A 26,674-nucleotide genomic window follows, 5' to 3' on the forward strand; every position below is an offset into this window, starting at 1 on the left:
CCACGCGGGTCTTCTAGTTCAGCAAAGTGTGATTCCCACTGCTGCTGAATGGAGTTAGCATCGGTAGCCGCGCTCAAGGGTGGCTTGGTCTGACCGGCTTTAGCCGTCTCTTCATTGGGAGCAAAGCCTTGGCTCATGGGGACTCGCTAAGGGTCGCAGTGATAGCATGCCCCTAGCATGTCACAGACCTATTTTTCTTGCGCTTACCCTGCCACGGATGAACCCATTACTTTCCCATGAGCTGAGAAAACCTGAATTCATGAATTCTCTTTACTAATCTTTGTTGCGCATTTTCAAGAATATTGCGCGCCTCATTTAGTGCGTCCAGGAAATCATTGAAGAGAAATTTCGGTGAAAAACTAGTAGTAATATAATCTACCAAAATCTCTATTTCTATTAGATTATTGCCTCTATCCTTGTTGATTTGAGCAATCTGCTCTCCTTTGTACGAGATTTCAACAGTAATTTTTTCGTATCTTGAGTCACTAAAGCGAATAATTTCGAAGCCCGAATCCATAATGACCATGGCGCTGCTTACCTCTTTGATCTAGGATTTTTTGTGGCGATCGCCCAGCGCACCTCATCTCTATGGTTCAGTTCTCTCCCCGTAGGTCAGCAGCTGCTCGATCGCAGTCAGTCGGTACTGCCACGATTGCAGCCGGTAGCTGCTGTTTGCGGTATCGATCAAAATCCCCTGCTTGAGGGGGGCACGCACCCTGGCCAGGCCGACTTCGACGGTTTCTAAATGCCGCCGCGACGGCTCCTGGGCCAGGGTTTCAAACTCGCGGCCCAGATCGTTCACCGCCCCGATCCAGGGAGTCAGGGTGTCGCGGTCCATCCACAGGCGATCGTTGGCCAGCAGCCAGCTCCACTCGCGCTGGAGCGCCTGATAGCGGCTCAGGGCCATGGCGTAGGGCGTCGTAGGGCCGGGTTCTTCACGGCTCTGGGTCTGCCCCAGCACGGCGCTCAGTTCGGTGTTGAAATCGTTGGCGGCAAACAGGGCGTAGCCGGGGGTGGGCAGGTCGCGGCTGGCCTGCATTTGGTCGAGGGTGGCAGCATTCGACAGGTTTAGCAGCCGAATGGCCGGTATGAGCAGGGTTGAGCCAAAGGATTCATCCACCAGCCAGGGGGAGACGATCTGCTCAAAGCGGCTGGTGTCGCCCGCGTAGCTCATCAGCACAATCCAGTCGAGGTAGCCAGCCCTGGCCCAGGCGCCCCAGTCTTGCTGAATGCGCTGGAGGCGGTCGTGCTCGCCGATGGGAAACACCGCTGCCGACAGGATTAGGTCGGGGCGGTGCCGCCGCAGGGTGCTGGAGATGGTTTCCACAAACGAGGTCACCTGCTGCACCCGGAACCCGGTCCAGCGATCCCACAGCACCTGTTGCTGAATCTGCTGGTTGCGGTCCAATTCACCGCTGGGGCGCGGACTGAGGGTCATCGGATCGACCCCGCTAATGCTCTGGAACCGCCAGCGAGCAACTTCGCCGTAGCCGTAGGTGCGGTTGGCCCCAGGGTCCTGAAAGGGGTAGCGAATGTAGTCGAGCTGGAGACCGTCGACATCGTAGTCGGTGACAATTTCGGTCATCAGCCGGGTCAGGTAGCTGCGCACCTCGGGGTTGGCGGGGTCTAGAAAAGGTTTGTCTTGCCCGCGCGGAATGGGACTGCCGCTGTTGTCGTAGGCGGCCCAGTCGGGGTGGCGAGACAGCACCGGGCCGAGGTAGTCGGCGGGCTGGTTGAGCAGCCGGTTGTGGCGCTGGTTGCCCGCCGCAAACACCCACACCCAGGCGTGCAGGGTCATGCCCCGCGCGTGGGCCAGTTCAACGGCGGCGGCCAGGGGGTCCCAGCCGCGGGTGAGGGGGTTTTGCTCGGGGGCTACCTGGCTGGGGTAGATGGTGTAGCCCGCATTGACGGTTTCAAAGAACACGGTGTTGATGCCAGCGGCGGCCAGCTGATCAAACACGCGGCTGAGTCCCTGGGGCGACTTGGCCCCGACAATGGTGCCGCGATCGAGCCACACGGCGCGAATTTCTCCCTCATCCACGGGGCGATCGGTGGGGAAGTTGTCCCACAGGGCGGTGCGGACGGCCAGCCAGCGATCGCGCACCTCGCTGTGCTTGCCCGCCGCCAGCAGGCCATCCCACTCGTTCAACAGCTGCTGGGCCTCCCCCAGGGCGGGGTGCAAAACCGTTCCCTGGCCACCGCCAATATTGACCCGATCGGCGGCAGCGGTCAGCACGGGCTGGTGCTCAGGCAGCGTTAGCACCGTTGCCGCCTCGAGGGAACGGGCCATAATCAGGGCGCTTTCAAAGCGGCCAATCAGGTTTTTGAGCTCCTGCTCCATGGCCAAAAACACCACCGGGCTGGGGGGTCGCCCGGTGGGCGACAGCTCAATGACCGCCGGGGCAACCTGCTCGGCGGGGTCGCCTGTGGTGGGGCCGGAAGACTCTGCCCCATCGCCTGGGGCGGCAGGCTGAACTATCTGGGGCCGCTGGGAGGGCGGCGGCGGAGGAATGGCCGGCACATGGGTAGGCCGTCGACCGGGCCTGGTTTCGGGCATCGCGGCAGCCCCCGCTTCAGCGGCAGGTAGTGGCGGCACCTCACTCTCCTCAAGGGCGCGGCTGTCTTCAGGGCCAATCTCTTCAGGGGCGATAGTGAAGTCCGGCCCTTCTGAATCCACCCCCCCGGTGGGGGCATCAGTGTCGGCAGGCTGCTCAAGCGCGGGGGCGTCGGACTGGGCATAGGCCGGTAGCTGGGGCATGCCCCAGCCGCCGACTAACCCTGCGATTGTCACCAGCAAAAGGCCCTTAACCGGCTGCTGTGTCCCTGGCTGCATCACTATCTCATCCCTCCTCACACGGCGCTAATTGTGGCACAGGCCAGCTGATCTGGCGCTGAATCAGGGGGGAGGCTGGCCTCAATCTCTGACCGATATCACATCCTCCGCTGGGTTTGGGTGATGTAGTGGCTCCACACACTCTCCCTCAGTCCAGAAAATGCCCTTAGCCCCGTACCACCTCTTTAGTCAGCCCACTACGCTGACAGACTAACCATAAGGAAGCCCCTACTCCTACCCGGCTAGTGACCTAAATGGCGCCCTGCATTTGGTGAGAAATGCTAAGGTATTATACAAAGTATAACTTGGCCATCGGTATGGATATTCAACTGAAAAAGTGGGGTAACAGCTTGGGACTACGCATTCCCCATCGGTTGGCGGAGAGTTTTGGCTTGGATGAAACCTCTACGGTAGAGATACTGGAGGCCGATGGGGCGCTGTTGATTCGAAAAAAGATGGTAGCGGTCTCTTTAGAGGAGCTTTTAGCCAGTATTCCTGAAGATTTTCGTTATTCCACCGATGGGGATGACTTTACAACTAGTGGGCCACAAGGGCAGGAATTGCTCTAGGAAAGGGGATCTGGAATGCAGCTTCGTCGGGGTGAAGTGATTCGTGTCAATTTGAACCCCATCCAGGGGAGAGAGCAAATGGGCGAAGCGCGCCCCTGTTTGGTGTTGAGTCAGACAGCCTTTAATGCGGCTAGGAATGGCCTGGTGATTGTCTCGCCCATTACCAGCGTGGTTAAACCTGAAATAAAGACGCTGATTCCAATTCCGGAGGGGTTTCGGGTCAGAGGGTCGGTCATTGCTGAACAGGTTCGCACGCTGGATCTGAACCACCGCTGGTGGCGCAGTACTGAGGAATGTTTGCCATCTGCCGTGGTGGATCAGGTGGTGGCAACGCTGCATTTGCTCATTGGGGCCTAGGCCACAGATTAAGCTGTACCCTGCCATTGTTCGGTGGGCAGCCTGGCTCGTTGAACCGCAACTGGCCAATGGAAATCGGCACATTGGCAGGCAAGTTGAGCTAGCCCTGGGCTGGGCTTTGAGCTGCTGTAGGTGTTCGGGCAGGGCGCTGCTGCTTGAAAATTCATAGCGTCAGTTGTTGATGGGCGGTGCCGCCAAAATAGCCGCTACTGGCTCACGACTACCGGCAACCGCACCGTAAACGTCGTGCCCTGATCTACCCGGCTGGTAACCTTGATGGTGCCCTGCTGGAGCTGCACAAACTGCTTCACAATGCTCAGCCCCAGGCCCGTTCCCGGAATATTGCTGACGTTTTGGCCCCGATGAAACGGCTCGAACAGCAGCTTGCGATCGCCGGTCGGAATGCCAATACCCTCGTCTTGCACCTTGATAATGACCTGGCCGCGCTGCTTGGTGAGCCTGAGCCAGATCGGGTTTTGGTCTGGGGTGTAGCGAATGGCGTTGGACAGCAGGTTGCTGAGGATCGATCGCAGCAGTCGCTCATCCAGGCAGGCCAGCACCTGGCGACTGCGGCACGCCAGCTGAATCGGCACGGGTCGCCGGTAGTCGCCCTCGGCCAGCAGGTCCTGGCAAAAGGTGACCAGATCGAGGGGGCGCGGGTTCACCGCCAGCACCTTGGCCTCGATTTTGCCGATCACCAGAATGTCGTCGATCATCTGGGTCATGCGCTCGACGTTGGCGTTGATGGTGAGCAGGTAGTCGGTTTTTTCGTCGGGGCGCAGCTGGGTGTCGTAGCGGTTCAGCGAGGACACCGTCAGGGCGATATTGTTGAGCGGGTTGCGAAACTCGTGGCAGACCATGGAGACAAAGCGCGATCGCATGTCGCTCAGCTGCCGCAGCTGTTGATTTGCCGCCTGAAGCTCGGCAGTGCGCTCCTGCACCTTTTGCTCTAGCTCCTCGTTGGCCCGCTGCAAAATCTCCTCCGCCCACCGCCGCTGGGTAATGTCGCGGAAGGTCACCACCGTGCCAATCAGCTGCCCGTCCTCATCGCGCATGGGCGTGCTGATATACTCCACCGGAAAGCTGGTGCCGTCTTTGCGCCAAAACACCTCGTTGGTAATGTGCTTGATGCCGCCGTCTTGAAAGGCCGCGTAGATGGGGCAGTCCTCGCGCTGGTAGGGGCTGCCGTCGGCGAGGGAGTGGTGCAGCACCGCGTGCATCGACTGGCCGATCAGCTCCTCCATCGACCAGCCGATCATGGCAGCGGCGGCGGGGTTGACAAAGGTGACATGGCCGTCGAGATCCAGCCCGTAAATGCCCTCCCCCACCGCATTGAGAATCAGCTGGTGCTGACGGCGCAGGTGCTCTAGCTCCTGCCCCAGAGGCTCTTCGGCAGCGCTGGGGGAGGCATCTCGCTGGGGCAGCCAGTAGGTTTGGGCCATTGGGGCAGAGATAACGGCAGGTGGAGAAATTTAAGGTTGCAGCTCGGCCAACTTGGGCTAGAAGCAGAGGGTTGACCCCGGCCCCAGTTGGCACGGAATGTATTTCTGTATACAACAACCCGTCTTCTTACAGTTTACTAAGAACTATAGGGCAACGAATCACACTCAAATAGTAAGCGTTTATGGACGCCTTTTTTAGGTTGCTCTAGCTGAGGGATAGCCTCCAGATTGCAGCCGGTCTTGGGCCAGCATAACGGCGTTGGGCAATAGCTGTAACAGCTATAGATTGGCGCTATCGATCGACATTTGATCAACTTTTCTCAGCCGGGTCTAATTCCAAAGCTGAGCCATAAGACGGTGGGACGCAAGCAAATAATTTAGCACAGCAGTAGGTGCTGCCCCTGGGATGAAAACCATTTTAATCATTGAGGACGAGGCCCAAACCCGCAACCTTTTTCTAAAGTGTTTGGAGTTTGAAGGCTTTCGCGCCGTAGGGGCCAGCAACGGCACTGCGGGGGTCAGTCTGGCCCAGCAGCACAGCCCCGATCTGGTGGTCTGCGACATCATGATGCCCGATATGGACGGTTACTCGGTGCTCTCTACCCTGCGCAAATCGCACCGAACAGCGCTAATTCCCCTGATTTTTCTCACCGCCAAGGTGACCATGGCCGACCTGCGCCGGGGCATGGACCTGGGGGCCGACGACTACCTGACCAAGCCCTGCACCGTAGAGCAGTTTTTGGCCGCCATCGACGGTCGCCTCAAGCGCCAGGAGCAGCTTTCGCAGATCTACGGCACGGGCGATCGCGATCGGGAGACGCGATCGCGCCCCGGTCCCCTTCCCCAAGCGAACCCGGCCCCAGCGCCCAGCATTTTTCCGGTCTGCCCCAGGCTAGCCAGCGTGTTTCGCTATATTGAAGCCCACTACCGCCAGCCCATCAGCCTCAGCGACGTGGCCCAGGAAGCCGGATACTCGCCCGCCTACCTCACCAATCTGGTGCAGGAACTCACCGGGCGCACCATCAAACAGTGGATTATCGAGCGGCGCATGGCCCAGGCCAGAACCCTGCTGGCCACCACCACCCAGTCGGTGCGCCACATTGCCGAAACCTCAGGCTATAGCGATGCGGGCTATTTCACCCGCCAGTTTCGCCAGTTTCACAACCTTTCTCCCCAGGACTGGCGGCGACAATCTGTAGCAAAAACAACAGATTAGCCCCTATTTTGAGCACCAAAACTAACTTGCTAAAGAAAATCCTACTAGGTTCAAAAATTGATCCAATGTGGTTCTAAAGAGAGCCTGCTATGGTCCTAAATAACTAACTTGTTTGATCGCAAACAAAGCAGTTTTGTCGCATTCAGGCTGGCGGTTTATGGTCATAGCAACAGCAGCAAAGTCACTCAGTGACTGGGGTAATTTATCGAGTCATCGTTCAGCGGCGGCGCTGTTGGGGCAGCCCTGTCAAACCTGCGGCGTCGTGCATTTTTCCCGCGACCACTCGCAGTTTTTAGAAACCATGCCCCAGGACCCCGTAGACATGGTGGACGACCTGGTCAAGATGGGGCTCTACAACGGCAGTCAGCTTCGGGCGGCCAATTCGGTCAACGCCTACGAGCTGAGAAAGGCGCTGTTTCTCAAAAATGTAGGCCGCAACGACCCCAGCCGCGAGCGGCTGATTTTGGCCCTGTGCAAGCAGGCCGGGGGGCTAGAAAATGCCTTTGCTGCTGCCTTCGGCCCCCAGGCCGGGCTGTTCTTTGCCGACTCGGTGCGCAACAGCGGGGCCACCCGGCGAGAGTTTTTGCGCAACATGGCTGTGGGGGCGGCCCTGGTCAGCCTGGCGAGCTGCGCCAGCGGTCCCGCCACCGACGCCGAGGCCGAGGCTCCGGTGGAAACCGGCGATCTGGAGAAAACCGATATCCAGGTGGGCTTTATTCCCATTACCTGCGCCACGCCCATCATCATGTCGGAGCCCCTGGGCTTTTACAAGAAGTACGGCTTCAACGCCAAGGTGGTGAAAATGCCCAGCTGGGGTGCGGTGCGTGACTCTGCGATCGCGGGCGAACTCGACGCCTACCACATGCTGGCCCCCATGCCCATCGCCATGACCCTGGGCCTGGGTTCGGCGGCCTTTGGGGTCAAGCTGGCCAGCATTGAAAATATCAACGGCCAGGCGATTACCGTCGCCGAGCGCCACAAGGGCCAGGTCAACGGTCCCGAAGACTTCAAAGGCTTTGTAATTGGGGTGCCCTTCCCCTACTCGATGCACAACCTGCTGCTGCGCTACTACCTGGCCTCGGGGGGCCTCGACCCCGACGTGGACGTGCAGATTCGCCCGGTGCCCCCGCCGGACAGCATTGCCCAGCTAATTGCGGGCGACATCGACGCCATGCTGATGCCCGACCCCTTTAACCAGCGGGCCGTATACGAAGGGGCAGGCTATATCCACATGCTGACCAAAGAGCTGTGGGATGGCCATCCCTGCTGCGCCTTTGCCGCCAGCGACCAGTGGATTGGCGAAAACCCCAACACCTTCCGCGCCCTCAACAAAGCCATTATTGAGGCGGCCGCCTACGCCCAGGAGCCCACCAACCGCCCCGAAATTGCGGCGGCCATCTCCGATCGCGCCTTCCTCAACCAGCCCACGGAAGTCGTTGAGGCGGTGCTCACCGGCAAGTTCGACGACGGCAACGGCAACAGCCTCGACGTGCCCGATCGCATCGGCTTTGACCCCTACCCCTGGCAGAGCTTCGCCAAGTGGATCTCCTCACAGCTGGTGCGCTGGGACTTGCAGGGCGACGGCAAAGCCGCCCAGGAGATTACCGATGACACCTACGCCAGCGTCGGCAAAGACGTGTTTTTGACCGACCTGGCCCGCGACCTGGCCAAGGAGCTGGGCCAAAACCCGCCCACCGAAACCAACCGGGAAGAAAAACTGGCCTTTGACACCTTTGACCCCAACGCCCCCAGCGCCTACGTCAAAGCGCAGATCGACAAGTTTGGCGTGTAGGCAGAGGGCGATCGTTCCCTGGTATCTGGCCTGAGCCAGGGGCCAAGCCAGGGGAACCTGCACCGCTGCGGACGCATTAAAAGGAGGTATTCACTATGGCGGTAACCAACGCCACACCGGGTTTAGTAACCAACGAGAGGCAGGAGTCTCTGCTACAAAACGAGAACGTGCAGGCCTTTGGGCTATTCATGCTCTCCCTGGGGCTGTTTCTGCTGTTTTGGGAGGTGGGGGCCAGGGCGGGCTGGTTTGTGAAGGGCGTGCCCACCGCCAGCGAAACCCTGAAGGAGTTTTGGTGGTGGGTCACCAACCCTTTTTACAACAACGGCCCTAACGATCTGGGCATCGGCTGGAACCTGTTGATCAGCCTGCGCCGGGTGGCGATCGGCTACATTCTGGCCTCGCTGGTGGCGGTGCCCCTGGGCATTTTGATCGGCATTTCGCCGGTCGCCTACAAGGCCTTTAACCCCTACGTGCAGCTGCTCAAGCCGGTGTCGCCGCTGGCCTGGCTGCCCCTGGGCCTGTACCTGCTGCGCGACTCTGAAAAGACCGGGGTGTTCATCATCTTTATCTCCAGCATTTGGCCGACGCTGATCAACACCGCTTTTGGGGTGGCCAGCGTGGATAAAGACTACCTGGATGTGGCCAATACCCTGGGGGCCTCCCGCCTGCGCACCATCGTCAAGGTGATTATTCCGGCGGCGCTGCCCAACATTGTCTCGGGGCTGCGGATCAGCATGGGCATTGCCTGGCTGGTGATCGTGGCGGCGGAAATGCTGCTGGGCACGGGCCTGGGTTATTTCATCTGGAACGAGTGGAACAATCTGTCGATCGCCAATATTTTGGTGGCCATTTTCATCATTGGCCTGGTGGGGCTGCTGCTGGATAGCCTGTTTGCGGCCCTGGAGAAGTTTGTTGCCTTTGGTCGAAACTCATGAGACTTGCACCCGTGAATAGCGTTGCTTCCTTAGATCAACCCTCGGCCTCGTCGCAGCTGTCGGTGCGCCATGTAACCAAGGTCTTCCCCGGCAAAAAGGGCCTGTTTAACAAGCTCTCGGGCAAGACCAGCCGCGACTTTGTGGCCGTTGAGAATATCAGCTTGGACATCGAGCCCAACACCTTTGTCACCATTATTGGCCCCTCGGGCTGCGGCAAATCGACCCTGCTGAACATGATTGCGGGCCTCAGCCCGATTTCTGGCGGCGAGATTTTGCTGAACGGGGTGCCGATTACCGGGCCGGGGCCTGACCGGGGCATGGTGTTTCAAAACTACGCCCTGATGCCCTGGATGACGGTGGAGGAAAACCTGCGGTTTGCGGTAGAAACCGTGGACCCCAAGACTTCGCCCAAAAAGCGCGATCGCATCCTCAAGGAGCACATTCAGCTGGTCGGCCTCACCGGGGCCGAGCGCAAGCACCCCCACGAGCTCTCCGGCGGCATGCGCCAGCGGGTCGGCATCGCCCGCGCCCTGGCCATCAACCCCCAAATTCTGCTCATGGATGAGCCCTTCGGTGCCCTCGACGCCCTCACCCGAGGCTTCTTGCAGGACGAGATCGAGCGGATCTGGGAACAGCAGCGCAAGACCGTGATCATGATTACCCACAGCATCGAAGAGGCGCTCTTGCTGAGCGATCGCATCGTCATGATGACCCGCGGCCCCGCCGCCCGCATCGACGAAATTCTGGAGGTGCCCTTCCCCCGGCCCCGCAACCGCGAGACCATCGAGCAGCACCCCGCCTACCACGCCCTCAAGGCCGAGATGGAGAGCCACCTGTTCCGCGAAACCCGAGCGGTAGAGGCGGCGCGGGTGGGAGGATGAGGGAGACGGGGGAGATGGGGGGATGGGGGAGATGGGGAAACCCCGGACACCCCGTAGGGTGGGTTAGGCGATCGCTCAATCCTGGCTCCCTTTACACCATTTTCGCTCCGCCGTAACCCACCATCCCCCTCGCCCCAACCCCGTAGGGCGGGCATTGCCCGCCATCCCTTCCCCGGCACAAACCAACTTTTCCCAAGTCGTATCCAACCCAAGACGTATCCAAGAGGATCTGAACCATGGCTATTTCCCCCGTTACCGAAACCCTGCTGGCCGCCAAAAAAGCCGCTGGCCTCTCCTTTGCCGACCTCGAAGCCAAGGTCGGCTGCGACGAAGTCTGGATCGCGTCGGTGTTCTACCGCCAGGCCAGCGCCTCGGTGGAAGAAGCCACCAAAATCATCGAGGCGATCGGGGCCGATGCCTCTCTAATCGAGGCCCTGACCGAGTTTCCCGTCAAGGGTGGCCTCGACCCGGTGGTACCCACCGACCCGCTGATCTACCGCTTCTACGAGATCATGCAGGTCTACGGCATGCCGATCAAAGCCGTGGTGCACGAAAAATTTGGCGACGGCATTATGAGCGCCATCGACTTCACCATCGACGTCGAAAAAGAAGAAGACCCCAAGGGCGATCGCGTCAAGGTGATCATGAACGGCAAATTCCTGCCCTACAAAAAGTGGTGAGGTCGATTGCCGATTTTGGATTGGCGATTTTGGCCGGAGCCAGCCTGCGATCGCAAGCTCTATACGGTAGCAAGGTTTGGTCGGTGAACAAACTGGCCTAAAGTTTCTCTCCGCGTCCTGACTCACAACTCCTAAGGCTGTTGGCCAAGGCTGACAGCCTTTCCTATACCTTCCCCACCTTCCCCATCTCCCCCACTCATCCACCCCTATGCCCACTCCCATCGTCCCCCCGTTTACCCGAGAAACCGCGATCGCCAAAGCCCGCATGGCCGAAAACGCCTGGAACAGCCGCGACCCCGATCGCGTCGCCCTGGCCTACACCGAAGACAGCCACTGGCGCAACCGGGCCGAAATCTTCCAGGGGCGCGACGCCATTCGCGAATTTCTGCGCCGCAAGTGGGACAAAGAACTCGACTACCGCCTGGTCAAAGAAGTGTGGGCCTACGCCGACAACCGCATCGCCGTGCGCTTTCAGTACGAGTGGCACGACGACGCCGGGCAGTGGTACCGCGCCTACGGCAACGAAAACTGGGAATTCGACGAAAACGGCCTGATGCGCCGCCGCGAGGCCAGCATCAACGACAAGCCCATTGCCGAGTCAGACCGCCGCTTCTTCTGGGATACCTCCGGCCCTCGCCCAGAGGATCATCCGGGGCTAATTAACTCGCCGGTTTAATCCGCTAGCGATGAGACGCTCAATAGTTCCACTGATTTAGCACGATAAACTGATTGGCCATAGGTACTCCTGAAGCTTCGAGGTTGCCTATGGCCGCTGCGATCGCCTGATAGCTCATATTTTTATCGGGTTCAGCATCTTGATAGACAGCCAATATGCCGAAATGAGTGGTTATAGACTGATGCAAATCCAGAAAATCATTGCAGTTTCGGGTTAACAATACTCGGCGTTGCTGGGCGGCATAATCCAGTACCACATCATCCGCAGCACCTCCGATGCCAGCCTCATTAATAGTTCGAATATCATGACCTGCTGCCCTTAAAAGGTTAACCAAGAATTTCGCCTGACTATCTTCGTCAAGCAGCAGGGCTAGGCTCAAGAGAAACTCCTTTTTCCTGCATGCGGTGGCGCTCTTCTTCTGCTTCAAATCTCAGCAGATCTTGGTGAGCCTCACAGTACTGAATGGCTTCCTGGATGACCACAAGCGGTAAGTCCCAATTGTCTGCAGCTTGCTCTGGAGTCATACCGTTAGTCAGCATATCTCGCCAAATACTAGACGCCAACAGCTTACGCCCTTTAATAAAAAGTTGCTTTCGCCATGGATGGGGGCGAGCTACTAAAAATTGCCAATCTTCTGGCTGAGGCAGCCCCTGGAGCGATTGAATGATAGTGCTCACTAGCTCAAGTCGATCTTGAGCTGGCAATTGGGTAATTTGTGTTTTGAGATCTTGAAGCGACATGGACACTCCACAGAAGTTTTTATGCTCAAAGCTACGAAATATAGGACTTGTAAACCTTCAAAAGAAACTCATTCACCAAATTCTAGCCGTTTGCAATGCAAAGCCTGGCAGCTGAGGGTCTGCGGAAACGGTGTCGGGGTTCTCTAAAATTTCCGCTGCTTGATTGGGGCGGTAGAGGTGAACCTGGCGGGTTTTGCGATCGATTAACCAGCCCAGAGAGGCACCATTGGCTAGATATTCTTCCATTTTGGCCTCAAGCCTGCTGAGGGCATCGCTGGCAGACCGCAACTCCACCACAAAGTCTGGGCACAGGGGCGCAAAGGAAGACTTTTCGGCTTCCGTTAGCGCATTCCAGCGCTCTAAGCGCACCCAGGCGGCATTGGGGGAACGGGTGGCACCATTGGGCAGGGTGAATCCGGCACTGGAGTCGAAGGCTTCGCCGGTACCATCTACGTCGGCCCAGTTGGCCAACTGCTGAGCAATTTTGAGGTTGCGGTTGCCGGTGTCAGAAAAGGCAGGCGGCATGACAATCACCTCTCCTGTCGCCGATCGCTCAATCCGCAGATCGCGATTGGCCTGGCAGAACGCATAAAATTCTGCTGTTGTCATTTCAGCGCTGGTCGGGAAGTTGACCTTTAGGGGTACGCTTTCAGTCTGAATCAGCAGCGTGGTCATCGGTCGCCCCAGTCTCTGCAATGGGCCAATCATAGCCTAACCGCATGGGCCGTCGGTTTGTGCAGCTTTTCTTTCCCTGGATAGACCTCAGCGGTGCCAACCTCTGGGATGCTAGAGGGCAAACATCGCACACGGTGGGGATTTTCTATGGCGGCAATGAATCAGTTCAGAACCTTAGCACTGCTGGCGCTACTCAGCGGGCTGATCGTGCTGGCGGGCTACCTGCTGGTGGGCGATGAAACCGGCCTCTACTACGGGCTGGGCTTTGCCGCCGTGAGCAGCTTTGGCTCGTGGTACTACTCCGACAAGGCAGCGCTGGCGGCATTTAAGGCCCAGCCCACGCCGCGAGAAGAGGCCCCAGAGCTGTTTGAGCGACTAGAGCGGCTGAGCGATCGCGCCGGCATTCCCACCCCGACTCTGTATCTGGTGCCGTCGGAGTCGCCCAACGCCTTTGCCACTGGGCGCGACCCCAACCACGCCGCGATCGCCCTCACCAAAGGCATCGTTGACCTCTTGCCTGACGACGAGCTAGACGCCGTTATTGCCCACGAACTCACCCACGTGCGCAACCGCGACACCCTGACCCAGGCGGTGGCGGGCACCCTGGCCGGGTCGCTGACCTTTTTGGGCCGCATTCTCACCCTGGGGGCACTGTACTTTCCCATGGCGCGGGCGGGCGGCAGGCGCGGCAACAACCCCATCGCGATTCTCTTTCTACTGGTGGTGGGGCCATTTGCCGCCGGGCTAATTCGCATGGCTATTTCACGGACGCGGGAGTACGCCGCCGATGCCGGGGCCGCCGAAATTACCGGCAACCCCCTGGCCCTGGTGCGCGCCTTAGAAAGACTGGAGGAGATGGGGCAGAAGGTGCCCATTCACGGCAACCCCGCCTTTGCGCCGCTGTTCATCATCAACCCGCTCTCTAAGGATGGAATGATGACGCTGTTTATGACCCACCCCTCCACGGACGATCGCGTTCAGCGCCTGAAGGCAATGGCCGCTGAAATCGCTGGCAGCACCGCCAATACTAAAGAGCTAAGCTCAAGTGTTTAGATGACCCAGGAGATAGGATAGCGTGCACTGTACATCAGCCACGGCATCGAGTATGAGGGATGTTCACTGCCCCAAGCTGCACAGATTGCTGGTCAGACCAGCACACGTATGGTGGCAGAAACCTACGGACACATGCTAAATCAACCTAGATTACCCAAATTCTAAACAAAAGACTATTTTCTTGGTTAGTAAAGACTCAACGGGTTAGGAAAAGAGTCGCAGATGTATTCCATCACTAATCAACCTGATTTTCTAAATCAATCCCATACAAATTTTGAACCCTTACTCTATTGATATTGCTATCTTTTGCAAATAATTTAAGGGCAGATTTAAGGTTTTCAAGAATAAGCCTGTATTTTGCATTAGTATCATTATCCTGACCTTTGCTACGAAAGTAGGTCAGAGCATCATATAGTTTCACAACAAATAGTTGTTCCTCGATATTTACATCTTCACCTGAATACTGCGCATTCATCCTATTTATCCAATCCAAAATATCAGATGGACTCAGAGAACAGAGAAAATCTATTTGTTCTATACGGTGGCTTTGTTTCTGTGTAATATGAGTCAAAACACTATCAAGGTTACTGTATTCATACATTTCGATTCGAGCGTTCTCAACCTTTTCTGAAAGAAGCTTATTCTTAATGTTGCTCCGACCGAAAGAAGGGTCAGAAGCTATGTCTTTAATAACATCTGGATTAACTTGACAATATTCTTCAATATACGAGTCTGTGTTCTCCTCTAAAAGATCTAGCAATGTCATTAACTTTGAAAAGTCACTAAAGAATATTTTCTGTAGTCCTATAGCCAAAAGATCATGAGATGCTTGCACTATTTCTTTCTGGTTATCACGTAGGGAGTATTGATACATTTCGAATACATTCTTGACACGCTGCCTGTATTGGTATTTCTTTTCCTTTTCGTTCTCTTCCGATATGTTTTTAATAAAATCGTCTTCATCCAATAAGTATCCGTATTGAATGAGATTAATGATATTTTCATCATACTTAGCTTCACTTATCGGCAGATTGAGGAGGACTTCATCCAGCCAACGCTTTTCGTGTTCCGTATACCCAGAGTCATCTGGGTCTTTATATATATTTGCTAGCATGTAACCATGCGAGCCTAAACTTTGTTTCACAAATGGCAGAGATAGTTGTTGGTCAGACTCAAGAAAAGCCCACGAATAAAGAGCTAGATGAGCTGCCATCTCTACCTTTACAGCATCTTCACAAGGATTCGTGTATTCCTGAATGTGCTCTATCGCCCACTTGAATCGCTTAAAAATCCTGATATTAACAGAGCCTAGACACTTAAAAATTTGCAGTATTCTCTCAAAGTAAAGCTCTTCTCCAGAAAAAACTTTTAGGATATTTTCTTGTATGCTCGGTGAATATCTAACTTCAACATCAGCAGTTTTTTCTCTATATTTTTTGAAGTCAATAGCATTCTCTTCGTCTAATTTTTCTTCGTTTAGAATGACAACGACTTTGCACTTCCTCTGAAGGCTTAATTCATTGATTAGCCCCATCACTTGACCAACTTCTAAATCATTTTGCTTCCGCTCGAAATCGTCAATACAAACAAGGTAGTCAAAGATGAGGCTTTCTCTATATTGCCCGTAGAATTCCGAAATAAACCCTAATTGAAGACCTCCCCATCTCGCACCATTTAATACTTTTATAATAGTCGCAAGTTTGGATTCTAGTTGCCTCGCTTTTTTCCCATATAGGAGCTGAAATACCTGGTTCTGCTCGTTTGCAAATTCTTCTATTTTCTTTATTGATGATCCACTGTTATCTATGATTTTGGCGGAACTCTGAATCCTTTCTCTCAACTGGTTTATATTAGACACTCCAAATAAAGAGACGTATGAATAAGCTAGATTTTCGACTTCTTTTTGATTTAACTTTTCGCTGATATAGCTTTCCCAAAAATAGGTTTTCCCTATCCCCCATTCACCTCTCATGAATAAAACATTCGTCGTTTCATTTTTTAGAAATGAGTTTAATGTTTTCTCTATTTTATCTGTTTCACTCATGATTTGAATTTGCTCTGATTTCTGTTTTTTGCCATCTTGTCGATTGGCTGCACAATAAGATCAATCGCATTAATGACTAATTGAAGTCCTATTCTCAGGGCTAATGCAAGATATTGGCTAGTTATAAAGGAGACGGCGTCGAATAGAAAGCCACCTTTTCACTTGCAGGCTGGTCACTACCTAGATAGCCTGCTTTGTCCCATGCACACAATCTGCACACAAAAAACTATCTCAAGAAGCTCCACCAAGTATAAGCAAGACTACATAGAAGTTGCCTGAAAGCTTGGATATAAAGGCTATAAGCCTTAATGGACGTAACTGGACTCGAACCAGTGACCCCCACGATGTCAACGTGGTGCTCTAACCAACTGAGCTATACGTCCTTGCAGAGGATGAATTTAGCACATCCCCGGGCGCGATCGCAACCTGCGATCGCGTTTTGCTAATGGGCTAGGGCGGGCTGAACCCCGATGGGGTTTAGCAGCAGCGGCCCATCCTGCTTTTGCGCCGTGGTCACCTGCAGGGCCGCCAGAGCCGTGCCCTGGTAGTAGTAGGTCAAAATCTGCTGGTAGGGTCGGCCCTGGAGCGCCAGCGCCCGCGCGCCCCATTGGCTCATGCCCAGGCCGTGGCCATAGCCGCGCCCGTTAACTTGCAGGGTGTCGCCCGCCAGGGAGACCGAGCACAGCGCGCTGCGTAGCCCCAAGGCCTGACGAAACTCGGTGCCGGTCAGGGTGCGGGTGCCCTGGCTGCCCTGGAGCCGAATGGACATAATCCGACCATGGGGAGTGGCCCGCTCGGTAGCGACGCTTTGCAGGCGGCCAATGCCGGAAATGCGCTGACCAATCTGCTGGGTGGAGAACGTCGCCGACCAGTGAAACGTCGGGGCATCTTGATCAAAGTCGGGCACGGCGCGCAGGTAGGGGGTAGGGCGCTGCCAGACATCCTCAGAATTTTCGGTATAGCCGCCAGAGGAGGAATGAAACACCGCCTCAATGATTTGCCCGCCGTAGGTCAGCACCTGGCCCTGGGTCGCGTTGACGGCAGCCTGCACCGCCGGGGTTTCGCCCGCCAGCCCCTCGTACACCTGGCTGGCGGTGGTGCTGGCAACATCAAACAGATCGCCCTGGGTGCGATCGCGGCGGTACAGCGCGTAGGAGCGGGCCGCCACCGCCTGGGCCTTCAGAGCCTCCTGGGGCCAGCTGGCAGGCATTTCACCACCGACTACACCGTAGAGGTAGGCCTCCAGATCGACCCAGTTGACGGCCGTAACCTTGCCGTCGGTGGGCACCACCAGCACCCGACCCCGATACCATTTGTCATTGATAAAGACATAGCCGCCGCCGGTTGGCTCCACCCAAAAGGCCTGACCTTGCCAGTCGGCCAGGCGCAGCCCGCCCCCGCCGGGGGTAATGGTAACCGCGCGCCCCTGGGGAATTTGGCCCACCCCCTGGCCCGATGCATTTTTGATTACCGCCGGGGTAGAGCTGCCGACCACCGCCTGGTTCAGGTGATCGCCAATGGCCACCCGCATTTCGACGATCGCCTGAGCGGGCAGGGCCGCCAGCCACCACACCACCGACAGGCCGAGGCCGTGGGCTAAAAAGCCTCGGGTGCGGTTGACCAGCGGCCTAAAGAAAGAGGGTTGGCGAAGTAGGGTCATCGGCGGAGGCAGAACGTAGAAGAACTCGTGCGGACGTGGAACAGCCGGACATCGGACAACGTTTTTTACGGTATCATCGATGCCTGGGCCTGGCACAACAGGATCCAATACCTGCCTATGACGGCGCTGCCGCTGGTGGGTTGCCGCCCTAAGGCCACTTTTACCGCTGGCCCTAGGGCGGCACGATAGAGTCGTAGAGCCGCCGCAAAAAGGCCAGGATTTTGCGCCCATACTCCGGGTCGGCGCTCCAGCGACCGCTGAGCTGATCCACCAAGGGCGCTACCCCCCGCACCACGAACAAAAAGCGGGGGTCTACCTGGCGCTGCACCAGCGGGTCGAGGCTGGCGTAGGCCTTGAGGTGCTGAATTTGGGCGCGCGTCCCCACCCGCGCGCTGGGAAAGGACGACCCCTCCGGCCCGCCCGTGGGCGAGCCGATACCGCCAAAGTTGTTTTGGGCCGGATTCAGGCTGCCGCCAAAGTTGAGGGAGTTGGTCTCCACCAGCATTTGGCAGAAGGCGATGTCGTGGTTGACCCCTTCGATCGCGGCCTCTTCGCGATACAGCTTGGGCAGATCGCCGTAGGTGTTGACGGCGGCGGGGTTGACGCTTTGCAGAAACAACTTCAGCTGCGTCTCCGAGGTGCTGCCAATGCCCATGATGCGATCGATCGAGCCGGGGCAAAACTGGGCGCCCGTGCGCGATCGCAGCCGCAGCGTGCGGGTGGCCGCATCCCAGGTCACCGATACGTTGTAGGCTTGCAGGTCGACCGCCTTCATGTAGACCACGTTGGCGTAGCGAATGCGGTTAATGTTGGGGGATGTGGCCGCATCGACGCCCAGCAGGTCGGCGATATCGATGGGAATGTAGGAATTGTTGTTGACGATAATGCCGGTTTCGGGATAAATGCCGCCGTTGAGATTGATTCTAAATTCGGGCAGGTTGCCCCCCGGCGCGGTGGGAATGTCGTTACCCACGGCCCGGCTCCAGGAGGCCAGCCCGTCGGCAATGCCCAGGGCCACATCGCGCCGCTGCCGCTGAATAATGGCCAAATCTTGAGGGTTACTCAGGTAGCCCACCTCCATCAGCAGCGAGGGGCAGCCCAGGTTGCGGCAAAAGGGCAGCATGCCCGTGGGCGATTCGGTGTCGGGCTTTACGCCCCGGCTGGGCAGCTGCGTCACCCGCCGAATCAGGGCCAGCAGCACCAGCTCGGCATGGGTGCGGCGCACGTCGTTTTTGGCAATGTAAAACACCGCCGCACCCCGCACCCCTGGGTCGCTAAAGGCCCCGGCGTGAATTTCGAGAGCCACATCTTCGGGGCGGCAGCGGGCGTTGATCCAGCTCAGGGTTTGGGCGGCACTGAGGTCGTCGGGCACAGAGAGCACCGAAAAACTGCGCGACCTGAGCTCAGCCACCACCAGGTCGCGAATCTGAATCATCTCCGCCGCCTCGGTAGTGTTGGGCAGCACAGCACCGGGGTCCACCACCCCATCCTCAAAGCCCCCGTGACCCGCCGAGATAAAAATCTGTGCCATATAGAACCGAATGCTTAGACGCTCTGGGCAGAATCATACCTAGGAAATGGGGAAGTGGCGTGGGTAGTGAGGGAGGGGAAGGTGGGGAGGATGGGGAAGATGAGGAAAGCAGGGGGCTGTTCTCCCCTCATCCCCTCATCCCCTCATCCCCTCATCCCCTCATCCCCTCATCCCCTCACCCCCTCACCCCTCCATTCCCCCAAACGCCTCCAACGCCTCCCCCGCCACCCGGCAGATCTGCCACTCGGGCTTAATCTCAGCGCCCATGCTCTGGTAAAACTCGATCGCGGGGGTGTTCCAGTCCAGCACGTTCCATTCCAGGCGGCCACAGCCTCGCTCCAGGGCCAGTTTGCCCAGGTACACCAGCAGCGCTTTGCCAATGCCCTGGCGGCGGTAGTCGGGGTAGACAAACAGGTCTTCGAGATAAATGCCCGGCTTCATTAAAAAGGTTGAAAAGTTGTGGAAGAACAGGGCCAGGCCTGCGGGCTTGCCGTCGACCCAGGCCAGTACCGCCTCGACGTAGGGGCGATCGCCAAACAGAGCCGCCGCCAGATCGTCGGGGCTGCCGGTGACTTCGTGGGCCAGCTTTTCGTAGTCGGCTAGGGCTTTGATCAGCGCTACCAGGGCGGGCAGGTCGGCGGGGGTAGCGGGGCGGATGGCGAGGGTGGATGGGGTAGGCATGGTGGAGATGGGTGGGCGAGTGGGTGGGTAGGCGGGTGGATGGGTGGATGGGTGTAGTATACGTGTACCTTGATGGGGCAGTGGCCTGGGATGGGTGGGGCGGAGTTTAGTTTAGGAGAATGGGGATGCCAGCGGCAATCGGCATAATTTTAGGACTGGTGCTCGGCGCTGGCGTTGCGGGTTTACTGTTGGCCAGCCGTCTGCAAACCGTGCGGGAGCGGACCAGGGCCGAAATGGCGGGCGATCGCGCCAGCCTGATCGAGCGGCTGCACCACAAAGACCAGCACATTGAAGAACTGCGGACGGTGCAGCGAGACCTCCAGGGCCAGCTCGACTACAGCCGCCACGAGCTGCGCGACGAAGCCAGCCGCCGCGCCACTGCTGAGGCCCAGATGGGTCGACTGGGGGAGCTGGAGCAGGCGCTGGGCGATCGCGCCACCCAGCTATCCCACACCCAGCAGGAAAATTCGCTGCTGCGGGCCAAGCTGGCCGAGCTGCAAACCCAGCTGGCCCACGCCCACAGCGCCACTCAGGAAAAAGTCGCCCTGCTCGACCAGGCCCAGCAGCGGCTGGCCCATACGTTCCAGGCGCTGTCTGCCGATGCCCTGGCACGCAACAACCAGTCATTTTTGGAGCTGGCCCAAGCGACACTATCGAGCTTTCAGTCCCAGGCGGAGGGCAGTTTGAATCTGCGCCAGCAGGCGATCGACTCGCTGGTGGGGCCGCTGAGGGATTCTTTGGAAAAGGTGGATGGCAAGCTGCAATCGCTGGAGCGCGATCGCGTCTCGGCCTACGCCAGCCTCACCGAGCAGGTCAAATCGCTGGCCATTAGCCAAAACCAGCTCCAGGGCGAAACCGCCAACCTGGTCAAGGCGCTGCGAGCCCCCCAGGTGCGGGGCCGCTGGGGTGAAATGCAGCTGCGCCGCGTGGTCGAAATGGCGGGCATGATCGAGTACTGCGACTTTGTCGAGCAGCCCACGGTGGAGGCCGAGGGCGGGCGGCTACGCCCCGATATGGTGATCAAGCTGCCCAACGGACGGCAGATTATTGTTGACTCAAAAGCGCCTTTGCAGGGGTATTTGGAATCGCTGGAAGCGACCGATGAGGCAACCCGGCGCGATCGCCTCGCCGCCCACGCCCGCCAGGTGCGCACCCACCTCACCCAGCTGGGGGCCAAAGCCTACTGGGACCAGTTCGACGATTCGCCGGAGTTTGCGGTGCTGTTTTTGCCGGGCGAAACCTTCTTTAGCGCCGCCCTGGAGCACGACCCGCAGCTGATCGAGTACGGCGTCAGCCAGAGCGTAATTTTGGCCACGCCGACCACGCTAATTGCCCTGCTGAAGGCGATCGCCTACGGCTGGCGGCACGAAAAAATGGCCGAAAACGCCCAGATGGTCAGCGCCCTGGGCCGCGAACTGTACGATCGCATGGCCATTCTCACCAATCACATGGTGAAGCTGCGCCGGGGGCTGGATGCCTCGGTCAAGGCCTTTAACCAGACGGCGGGCTGCCTGGAGAGCCGGGTGCTGGTGACGACGCGCAAGTTCAAAGAGCTGGGGGCGGCTGGGGGCGAGGCGATTGAAACGCTGGAAGGGTGCGATCGCATCCCCCGCCGCCTATCGGGGGAACCCGCTGACGCCGAAGACGCATAACTTTTCAACCGTTGTAGGGTGAGCACTGCTCACCATTCCCCTAGGTATGTCAGTAGGGTGCATTCGCGGCCTAAAGCAAACCCTGCAATATGCAACGCTCTTTGCCCTGACCGCAATGCACCGCCAGCGTCAAGCGAGAGGCCCGACATTGTGAGCGGTGCATTGCGGCCTGAAAGCTCAATCTTGGGGGGGCCATCCTCACCACTCACAAGGATGCGGTGCGATCGCGCCTAGGTTGCCTTTCTGGTAGTCAAGGCTAGAATCTGAATGATTTGCCCTATAAAAAAACCTCTAGCCCCCTTTGTGCGTTTGGCATGGATGAAACCGACCTATTTGAGAGGGCTACCGCAATACTCAAGACAGCGTGGGAAAATCCCGACTGGTTTATTTATGGGCTGACGGTGCTCTCGGCGTCTGGGTTTGCTGCTTGGCGGTGGCTACTACCTCGATTAAAGTCATCTACACCGCCAGCACCTATCGACCCATCATTTCCCTTTGAGGTGATTAAGCCCAGGAGCGAGGGTGTCTTAAAAAGACTGATGGGTTCAGAGCAGGCCGATGGTGACCCTTTAGCCGATTTCAACATTCCCTACCAGCAGCGGCGGCCAGAACTGTCGATACAGCAACAACTCGAAGGATTGTTAGAGGTGCACCGCTGGCTGCTGATCTTGGGTCGCACGGGGCTAGGCAAAACCCGCGAAGCAGGTGAACTAGCCACACGCCTCAATAGCGAAGGCTGGACGGTGCTCAAACTCAAGAACCACGAACAACTGACGGTGCCAACCCAGTTTCCGGCAGAGGTGGTGGGCCACCAACCCAAACTAATCTTTTTTCTCGATAATCTGAACCAGGCCATGAACCTGGGCGCTGAGGCCAGTCGTGACGCTCAAGGCAACTTGCCCAGTGCCCTGAAGCAGCCTCTACAAGAGCGCCTGCAAGAAACCCTAGAATTTTTTGAGCGCAGTTGCGGCAATGACCGCATTCGAGTGGTTGCCACAGCCCGTGATGAGACTATTGCCGAAAAGCCGGGACAACCCAGCGAGTGGGATAAGTTAGCGATCGAAAAATATCCTCAATTCTGGAGCCAGTTTTGCCAACATCCACTGCCAGTGCCTGCGGAAACCGCCATTGAGGCGGTGCTGGCCCAAACTACTGAGCGGGCCAGCTTGTCTGCCAAAGTCGAAGACTTTGCCCCCATCGCCCAACGCAACGATGGCACCTTTAGAAACGTCGTCGAAAACCTGGAGCGAGCCAAAAGCCGCAGCTTGGTCGTTTCTACCGCCACCTACAAAGAGACCCTGAGAGGAACCTGGCAAAGCCGCTATCAAGCAGCCACTAGCCGCGATAAAACCGCAGGGTGTATTTACGATGCCGTTGATCTACTGCGCCAGTGCAATGTGGAGCTGCAAGATATAACGGTACTGCCCACCGCAGCCCTGCTGGCCCAGAAAACTAGGCTATGGCAGTTTTGGCCTCGCTACAAAATTCGTCAGGGTTTGCAGCGTCTAAAGGATACAGAGCGTATTTTGCAGCCCAGAGATGGGCAAATAGAAGCCAAGGGCTACACAGTTGCGGTGAACGAAAACTTAGCCAGCCTTGGCAAGCTGCTAATTGACCTCTCAAGACGATACCCAAATCAGCTAGAGAATGCTTTGACAGGTTTTGTGGTAGCTGCTGTAGGGTTGGAGCGGTACAAAACAGCATTACTTGCCAATAGTCGGTTGACTAAACTTCAGCCCCAAAGCGACGTTGTTTGGTACAACCAGGCCTGGCTAAAAAACTCAATCGGCCAAAAAGAAGCGGCGATCGCCTGCTGTGACGCAGCCCTGGCGATCAAACCCGACTATCACGAAGCGCTCTACAACAAAGGGGTAGCGCTGTCTGCCTTGGGCCGAAAGCAGGAGGCCATTGCCAGCTACGACGCGGCCCTGGCGATCAAACCCGACCTTCACGAAGCGCTCAACAACAAAGGGACTGCGCTGTCTGCCTTGGGCCGAAAGGAGGAGGCCATTGCCAGCTACGACGCGGCCCTGGCGATCAAACCCGACTATCACACAGCGCTCAACAACAAAGGGACTGCGCTGTCTGACTTGGGCCGACAGGAGGAGGCCATTGCCAGCTACGACGCGGCCTTGGCGATCAAACCCGACTATCACGAAGCGCTCTACAACAAAGGGAATGCGCTGTCTGCCTCGGGCCGAAAGGAGGAGGCCATTGCCAGCTACGACGCGGCCTTGGCGATCAAACCCGACTATCACGAAGCGCTCTACAACAAAGGGGTAGCGCTGTCTGACTTGGGCCGAAAGCAGGAGGCCATTGCCAGCTACGACGCGGCCCTGGCGATCAAACCCGACCTTCACGAAGCGCTCAACAACAAAGGGACTGCGCTGTCTGCCTCGGGCCGAAAGGAGGAGGCCATTGCCAGCTACGACGCGGCCCTGGCGATCAAACCCGACTTGCACGACGCGCTCAACAACAAAGGGACTGCGCTGTCTGCCTTGGGCCGACAGGAGGAGGCCATTGCCAGCTACGACGCGGCCCTAGCGATCAAACCCGACAAGCACGACGCGCTCAACAACAAAGGGACTGCGCTGTCTGCCTTGGGCCGAAAGGAGGAGGCCATTGCCAGCTACGACGCGGCCTTGGCGATCAAACCCGACTTGCACGAAGCGCTCAACAACAAAGGGAATGCGCTGGATGACTTGGGCCGAAAGGAGGAGGCCATTGCCAGCTACGACGCGGCCCTGGCGATCAAACCCGACTATCACGACGCGCTCAACAACAAAGGGTTAGCGCTGTCTGCCTTGGGCCGATACGAAGAGGCGATCGAATGTTGTGACCAGATTCTCTCAGCCAACTCTGACTATTTCTCAGCCTGGGGAATTCGAGGAATGGCATTAGCTAGCCTTGGTCGTTTTGAAGAAGCTCTTTCTAGCTACGACAAAGCTTTGTCAATTCAACCCGATAGCAGCTACGCCATTTATAAAAAAGCCTGTTGCTACGGTCTCCAGGGCAATGCCGACAACGCGCTCCCCGCTTTGCAAGCTGCCATTGCCCTAAACCCCAAATACCGCGATATGGCCAAAACTGACACCGACTTCGACCCCATCCGCCCCAACGCGCGGTTTCAAGCGTTGTTGGAGGGGGCGTAAGCGTTAGTACCCCTTGCTGATTGGGAAAAACGTAGTTATCCAGCCTCGCCAAATCGCTGCCATGGGGTGGGGGACGGCATGGAAAAACGAGTTCTATCGTGCCAACGCTCTAGCGTTGATACCATTTCCCCAGATGCTCCTGCATCTACTGAATACGGGACGCAGGAGCGCTATCGTGGGCATTCCAAAGCCACTCGCATACCCACCCCTGCCCCTCCCAGGAGGGGATCTGCGCCACCATCCCCTCCTGGGAGGGATGCCCGCAGGGCGGGGTGGGTCAGTCTCAGCCATAAGAGAAGTTTCCCGCATCAAAAGCCACTCGCAGACCCACCCCTGCCCCTCCCTGGAGGGGATTTTCGCCATCATCCCCTCCCAGGGAGGGGTGCCCGCAGGGCGGGGTGGGCCAGTCTCAGCCATGCGAGAAGTTTCCCGCATCAAAAGCCACTCGTAGACCCACCCCTACCCCTCCCAAGAGGGGATTTGCGCCATCATCCCCTTTTGGGAGGGGTGCCCGCAGGGCGGGGTGGGTCCAGTTTCAGTTATGAGGAGGATTCGTCACCCATGCTGCGATCGCCTGAAGCACAGCCTCCGTCTGATAAATAACCTCATCATCGCGGAATCTTAAAAATCTGATGCCGTAGGCTTCTAGCCTAGCCTGGCGGTACTGGTCTTGCTCCTGGGCTTCTTCGCTGTCATGGGAGGAACCGTCGATTTCAATGGCTAGCCATAGCTTCTTGCAGTAGAAGTCAACGATGTACTCATCAATGGGCTTCTGGCGATCGAAGTCAAAGCCATGCATTTGCTTGCCTTTCAAGTGTTGCCACAAAATCACTTCCGAACGGGTCATGTTTTGCCGCAGTTGGCGGGCAATTTGCTTTAACTGTCGGTTGTAGGGCAAAAAGTTAGGGAACATGATGCAAATGACTTGTTCTGCACTGAAAATGCCCAAAATGCCCCACCCCTGCATCTCCTTGAAAGGGGTCTATAACAGTGGGACGGGCGGCTGTGGGGCCTCACCCTGGGGCTCATTGGCACCGCCTGGACGGCCTCTTCGCGGCCTCGGCGGTAGTCATCACCCGCATTTTGTCGGCGGGCAATTAGCAATCCATTCTCCTTGCGCCTGTACGGTTGTTCTACAAGAGCACTTGCTGTACCGTATCTTTGCGGGGAATGTAATCTAGGACGGGCGTAGGGGAAGCAGCAACTTCCCCTGCGCCCTAAGACATCCCAGCTTAAACCGGGTAAGTGAGATGCCCTAGGTGCATTCTAGGAGCTAGCGTCTTCGTTTACCGTTCTTTGGGACAGCGCTAGAGCGTTCCCCGTTTTCCTTCACCCGAAAACGGAGACAACCGCATGACTTTTCAACCCTTGGGGCAGCCCGGCCTGCCCGCCTCGTTTGCCCTGCCCGCCCATCGGCCCGATCGCCTCACGCACATACTGCTGGGCGACTACGCCGCCGTCATCGAAGCCATCAACCGCATGGAAGTGCTGCGCTACTGCGATCGCGTGGCATGGATTGAGCCCATCCCCACCGGCCGCAGCGGCGAATACATCAGCGTGATGACCCGCCGCCTGGTAACCCCAGACGACTAGGAAATCTCGTAGGCTGGGTGAAACGAAGCGGAACCCAACAAGGGTCATCGATGTTGGGTTCCGCTAGCGCTTCACCCAACCTACCGTCGGCAAAAAATAGGCTGGTCTCACGTTTAGCGAAGCCAGCCTATAAAGAGTTTTCAGTTTACAGACATTTGAGTAGTGCTCCCTAACGGTTGACTCTCCTGAATTGCCCAAATCCCTAGGCCATTCTCACGCGGTAAAAGAAGGTGCTTTAAGGCGTTCTACTTCAGGATTAAAACCGTTCCGATCCCCCCGGCTCCCCTTAAAAAGGGGGGTGATGTCTATTCAAAGTCTCCCTTTTCAAGGGGGATTTAGTAGGGTGGGCACTGCCCACCATTCTCCTCAGCGACCAGCCGAAATCCTCAATCGGTCTTTCCTAGCCCTGGCCATAGCCCAACCGTCATCAGGCTACACCTCTGCGGCGCTTCTTGGCTTGGCCTAATAGCGTTTTTAGGTGGCTTTTAGAATAGAGGACGTGATTTAGAAGA

The 26,674-nt window shown here is 57.3% G+C and carries 23 protein-coding genes and 1 tRNA gene; 12 read left to right on the top strand and 12 right to left on the bottom strand.

Annotation, left to right across the window (positions count from 1 at the left end; translation table 11 throughout):
* Positions 1-226: 226 nt before the first annotated feature.
* The gene (locus tag LEPTO7104_RS33600) at positions 227-526 is read right to left on the bottom strand and encodes a hypothetical protein (protein ID WP_017298767.1); all 300 of its coding nucleotides are present in this window, start codon (positions 524-526) and stop codon (positions 227-229) included.
* 60 nt (positions 527-586) lie between these two features.
* Positions 587-2,833, bottom strand: coding sequence for a glycoside hydrolase family 10-like protein (locus LEPTO7104_RS0111735; RefSeq protein WP_017298769.1), 2,247 nt, complete (start codon positions 2,831-2,833; stop codon positions 587-589).
* Between the two features lie 317 nt (positions 2,834-3,150).
* Between LEPTO7104_RS0111735 and LEPTO7104_RS0111740 the strand changes: the two genes are divergently transcribed.
* Together LEPTO7104_RS0111740 and LEPTO7104_RS0111745 are read left to right on the top strand one after the other, a co-directional pair.
* Positions 3,151-3,402, top strand: a complete 252-nt coding sequence (locus LEPTO7104_RS0111740) for an AbrB/MazE/SpoVT family DNA-binding domain-containing protein (RefSeq protein ID WP_026072614.1) — start codon at positions 3,151-3,153, stop codon at positions 3,400-3,402.
* 15 nt (positions 3,403-3,417) lie between these two features.
* Complete coding sequence (locus tag LEPTO7104_RS0111745; protein WP_017298771.1) at positions 3,418-3,759, top strand: type II toxin-antitoxin system PemK/MazF family toxin; 342 nt, start codon at positions 3,418-3,420, stop codon at positions 3,757-3,759.
* Positions 3,760-3,965: 206 nt separating this feature from the next.
* Here LEPTO7104_RS0111745 and LEPTO7104_RS0111750 read toward each other — a convergent pair whose 3' ends face one another.
* Positions 3,966-5,201, bottom strand: coding sequence for a PAS domain-containing sensor histidine kinase (locus LEPTO7104_RS0111750; RefSeq protein ID WP_017298772.1), 1,236 nt, complete (start codon positions 5,199-5,201; stop codon positions 3,966-3,968).
* A gap of 406 nt (positions 5,202-5,607) precedes the next feature.
* Between LEPTO7104_RS0111750 and LEPTO7104_RS0111755 the strand changes: the two genes are divergently transcribed.
* From LEPTO7104_RS0111755 to LEPTO7104_RS0111790, 6 genes are all read left to right on the top strand, one after another.
* Positions 5,608-6,417, top strand: a complete 810-nt coding sequence (locus LEPTO7104_RS0111755; RefSeq protein WP_017298773.1) for a response regulator transcription factor — start codon at positions 5,608-5,610, stop codon at positions 6,415-6,417.
* A gap of 157 nt (positions 6,418-6,574) precedes the next feature.
* The gene (locus LEPTO7104_RS0111760) at positions 6,575-8,209 is read left to right on the top strand and encodes an ABC transporter substrate-binding protein (protein ID WP_026072615.1); all 1,635 of its coding nucleotides are present in this window, start codon (positions 6,575-6,577) and stop codon (positions 8,207-8,209) included.
* A gap of 95 nt (positions 8,210-8,304) precedes the next feature.
* The gene (gene ntrB / locus LEPTO7104_RS0111765; protein WP_017298775.1) at positions 8,305-9,144 is read left to right on the top strand and encodes a nitrate ABC transporter permease; all 840 of its coding nucleotides are present in this window, start codon (positions 8,305-8,307) and stop codon (positions 9,142-9,144) included.
* Entirely contained in the window at positions 9,141-10,025 is an 885-nt protein-coding gene (locus tag LEPTO7104_RS0111770) for an ABC transporter ATP-binding protein (protein WP_026072616.1), read from the top strand. The genes ntrB and LEPTO7104_RS0111770 overlap by 4 nt, the downstream gene beginning before the upstream one ends.
* A gap of 236 nt (positions 10,026-10,261) precedes the next feature.
* Positions 10,262-10,705 (top strand): cyanase, encoded by a 444-nt coding sequence (gene cynS / locus LEPTO7104_RS0111780; protein WP_017298778.1) that lies wholly within the window; start codon positions 10,262-10,264, stop codon positions 10,703-10,705.
* A 208-nt stretch (positions 10,706-10,913) separates the two neighbouring features.
* Entirely contained in the window at positions 10,914-11,381 is a 468-nt protein-coding gene (locus LEPTO7104_RS0111790) for a nuclear transport factor 2 family protein (RefSeq protein WP_017298780.1), read from the top strand.
* Between the two features lie 19 nt (positions 11,382-11,400).
* Here LEPTO7104_RS0111790 and LEPTO7104_RS0111795 read toward each other — a convergent pair whose 3' ends face one another.
* From LEPTO7104_RS0111795 to LEPTO7104_RS0111800, 3 genes are all read right to left on the bottom strand, one after another.
* Positions 11,401-11,760 (bottom strand): DUF5615 family PIN-like protein, encoded by a 360-nt coding sequence (locus LEPTO7104_RS0111795; RefSeq protein WP_225886969.1) that lies wholly within the window; start codon positions 11,758-11,760, stop codon positions 11,401-11,403.
* Positions 11,738-12,121, bottom strand: a complete 384-nt coding sequence (locus LEPTO7104_RS38195) for a hypothetical protein (protein WP_071527224.1) — start codon at positions 12,119-12,121, stop codon at positions 11,738-11,740. Before LEPTO7104_RS38195 ends, LEPTO7104_RS0111795 begins: the two co-directional genes overlap by 23 nt.
* 72 nt (positions 12,122-12,193) lie before the next feature.
* Positions 12,194-12,796, bottom strand: coding sequence for a Uma2 family endonuclease (locus tag LEPTO7104_RS0111800; protein ID WP_017298782.1), 603 nt, complete (start codon positions 12,794-12,796; stop codon positions 12,194-12,196).
* 147 nt (positions 12,797-12,943) lie between these two features.
* Between LEPTO7104_RS0111800 and LEPTO7104_RS0111805 the strand changes: the two genes are divergently transcribed.
* Positions 12,944-13,849, top strand: a complete 906-nt coding sequence (locus LEPTO7104_RS0111805; RefSeq protein ID WP_040696554.1) for a M48 family metalloprotease — start codon at positions 12,944-12,946, stop codon at positions 13,847-13,849.
* Positions 13,850-14,084: 235 nt separating this feature from the next.
* Here LEPTO7104_RS0111805 and LEPTO7104_RS0111810 read toward each other — a convergent pair whose 3' ends face one another.
* From LEPTO7104_RS0111810 to LEPTO7104_RS0111830, 5 genes are all read right to left on the bottom strand, one after another.
* Positions 14,085-15,893, bottom strand: coding sequence for a hypothetical protein (locus LEPTO7104_RS0111810; RefSeq protein WP_017298784.1), 1,809 nt, complete (start codon positions 15,891-15,893; stop codon positions 14,085-14,087).
* 309 nt (positions 15,894-16,202) lie between these two features.
* Positions 16,203-16,276: transfer RNA gene (locus LEPTO7104_RS0111815), tRNA-Val, on the bottom strand.
* 59 nt (positions 16,277-16,335) lie between these two features.
* Complete coding sequence (locus LEPTO7104_RS0111820) at positions 16,336-17,553, bottom strand: SpoIID/LytB domain-containing protein (protein WP_017298785.1); 1,218 nt, start codon at positions 17,551-17,553, stop codon at positions 16,336-16,338.
* Between the two features lie 172 nt (positions 17,554-17,725).
* A complete protein-coding gene (gene tftA, locus LEPTO7104_RS0111825; RefSeq protein WP_017298786.1) occupies positions 17,726-19,084 on the bottom strand; it encodes a hormogonium tapered terminus morphoprotein TftA in 1,359 nt (452 codons plus the stop codon).
* A gap of 183 nt (positions 19,085-19,267) precedes the next feature.
* The gene (locus LEPTO7104_RS0111830; protein ID WP_017298787.1) at positions 19,268-19,765 is read right to left on the bottom strand and encodes a GNAT family N-acetyltransferase; all 498 of its coding nucleotides are present in this window, start codon (positions 19,763-19,765) and stop codon (positions 19,268-19,270) included.
* A gap of 125 nt (positions 19,766-19,890) precedes the next feature.
* On the opposite strand from LEPTO7104_RS0111830, the gene LEPTO7104_RS0111835 reads away from it, so the two are divergent.
* Positions 19,891-21,417, top strand: a complete 1,527-nt coding sequence (locus tag LEPTO7104_RS0111835) for a DNA recombination protein RmuC (protein WP_017298788.1) — start codon at positions 19,891-19,893, stop codon at positions 21,415-21,417.
* A gap of 314 nt (positions 21,418-21,731) precedes the next feature.
* Complete coding sequence (locus LEPTO7104_RS0111840) at positions 21,732-24,569, top strand: tetratricopeptide repeat protein (protein WP_225886970.1); 2,838 nt, start codon at positions 21,732-21,734, stop codon at positions 24,567-24,569.
* 535 nt (positions 24,570-25,104) lie between these two features.
* On the opposite strand, the gene LEPTO7104_RS0111845 is transcribed toward LEPTO7104_RS0111840, so the two are convergent.
* Positions 25,105-25,482 carry an endonuclease domain-containing protein gene (locus tag LEPTO7104_RS0111845; RefSeq protein ID WP_026072620.1) on the bottom strand — a complete coding sequence of 126 codons (378 nt, stop codon included), beginning with the start codon at positions 25,480-25,482 and terminating at the stop codon, positions 25,105-25,107.
* 440 nt (positions 25,483-25,922) lie between these two features.
* Between LEPTO7104_RS0111845 and LEPTO7104_RS0111850 the strand changes: the two genes are divergently transcribed.
* On the top strand, positions 25,923-26,162 hold the full coding sequence (locus LEPTO7104_RS0111850) for a hypothetical protein (RefSeq protein WP_017298791.1): 240 nt from the start codon (positions 25,923-25,925) through the stop codon (positions 26,160-26,162).
* Positions 26,163-26,674 lie beyond the last annotated feature (512 nt).

Origin of the sequence: Nodosilinea nodulosa PCC 7104, assembly GCF_000309385.1 — a bacterium.
Lineage (GTDB): Bacteria > Cyanobacteriota > Cyanobacteriia > Phormidesmidales > Phormidesmidaceae > Nodosilinea > Nodosilinea nodulosa.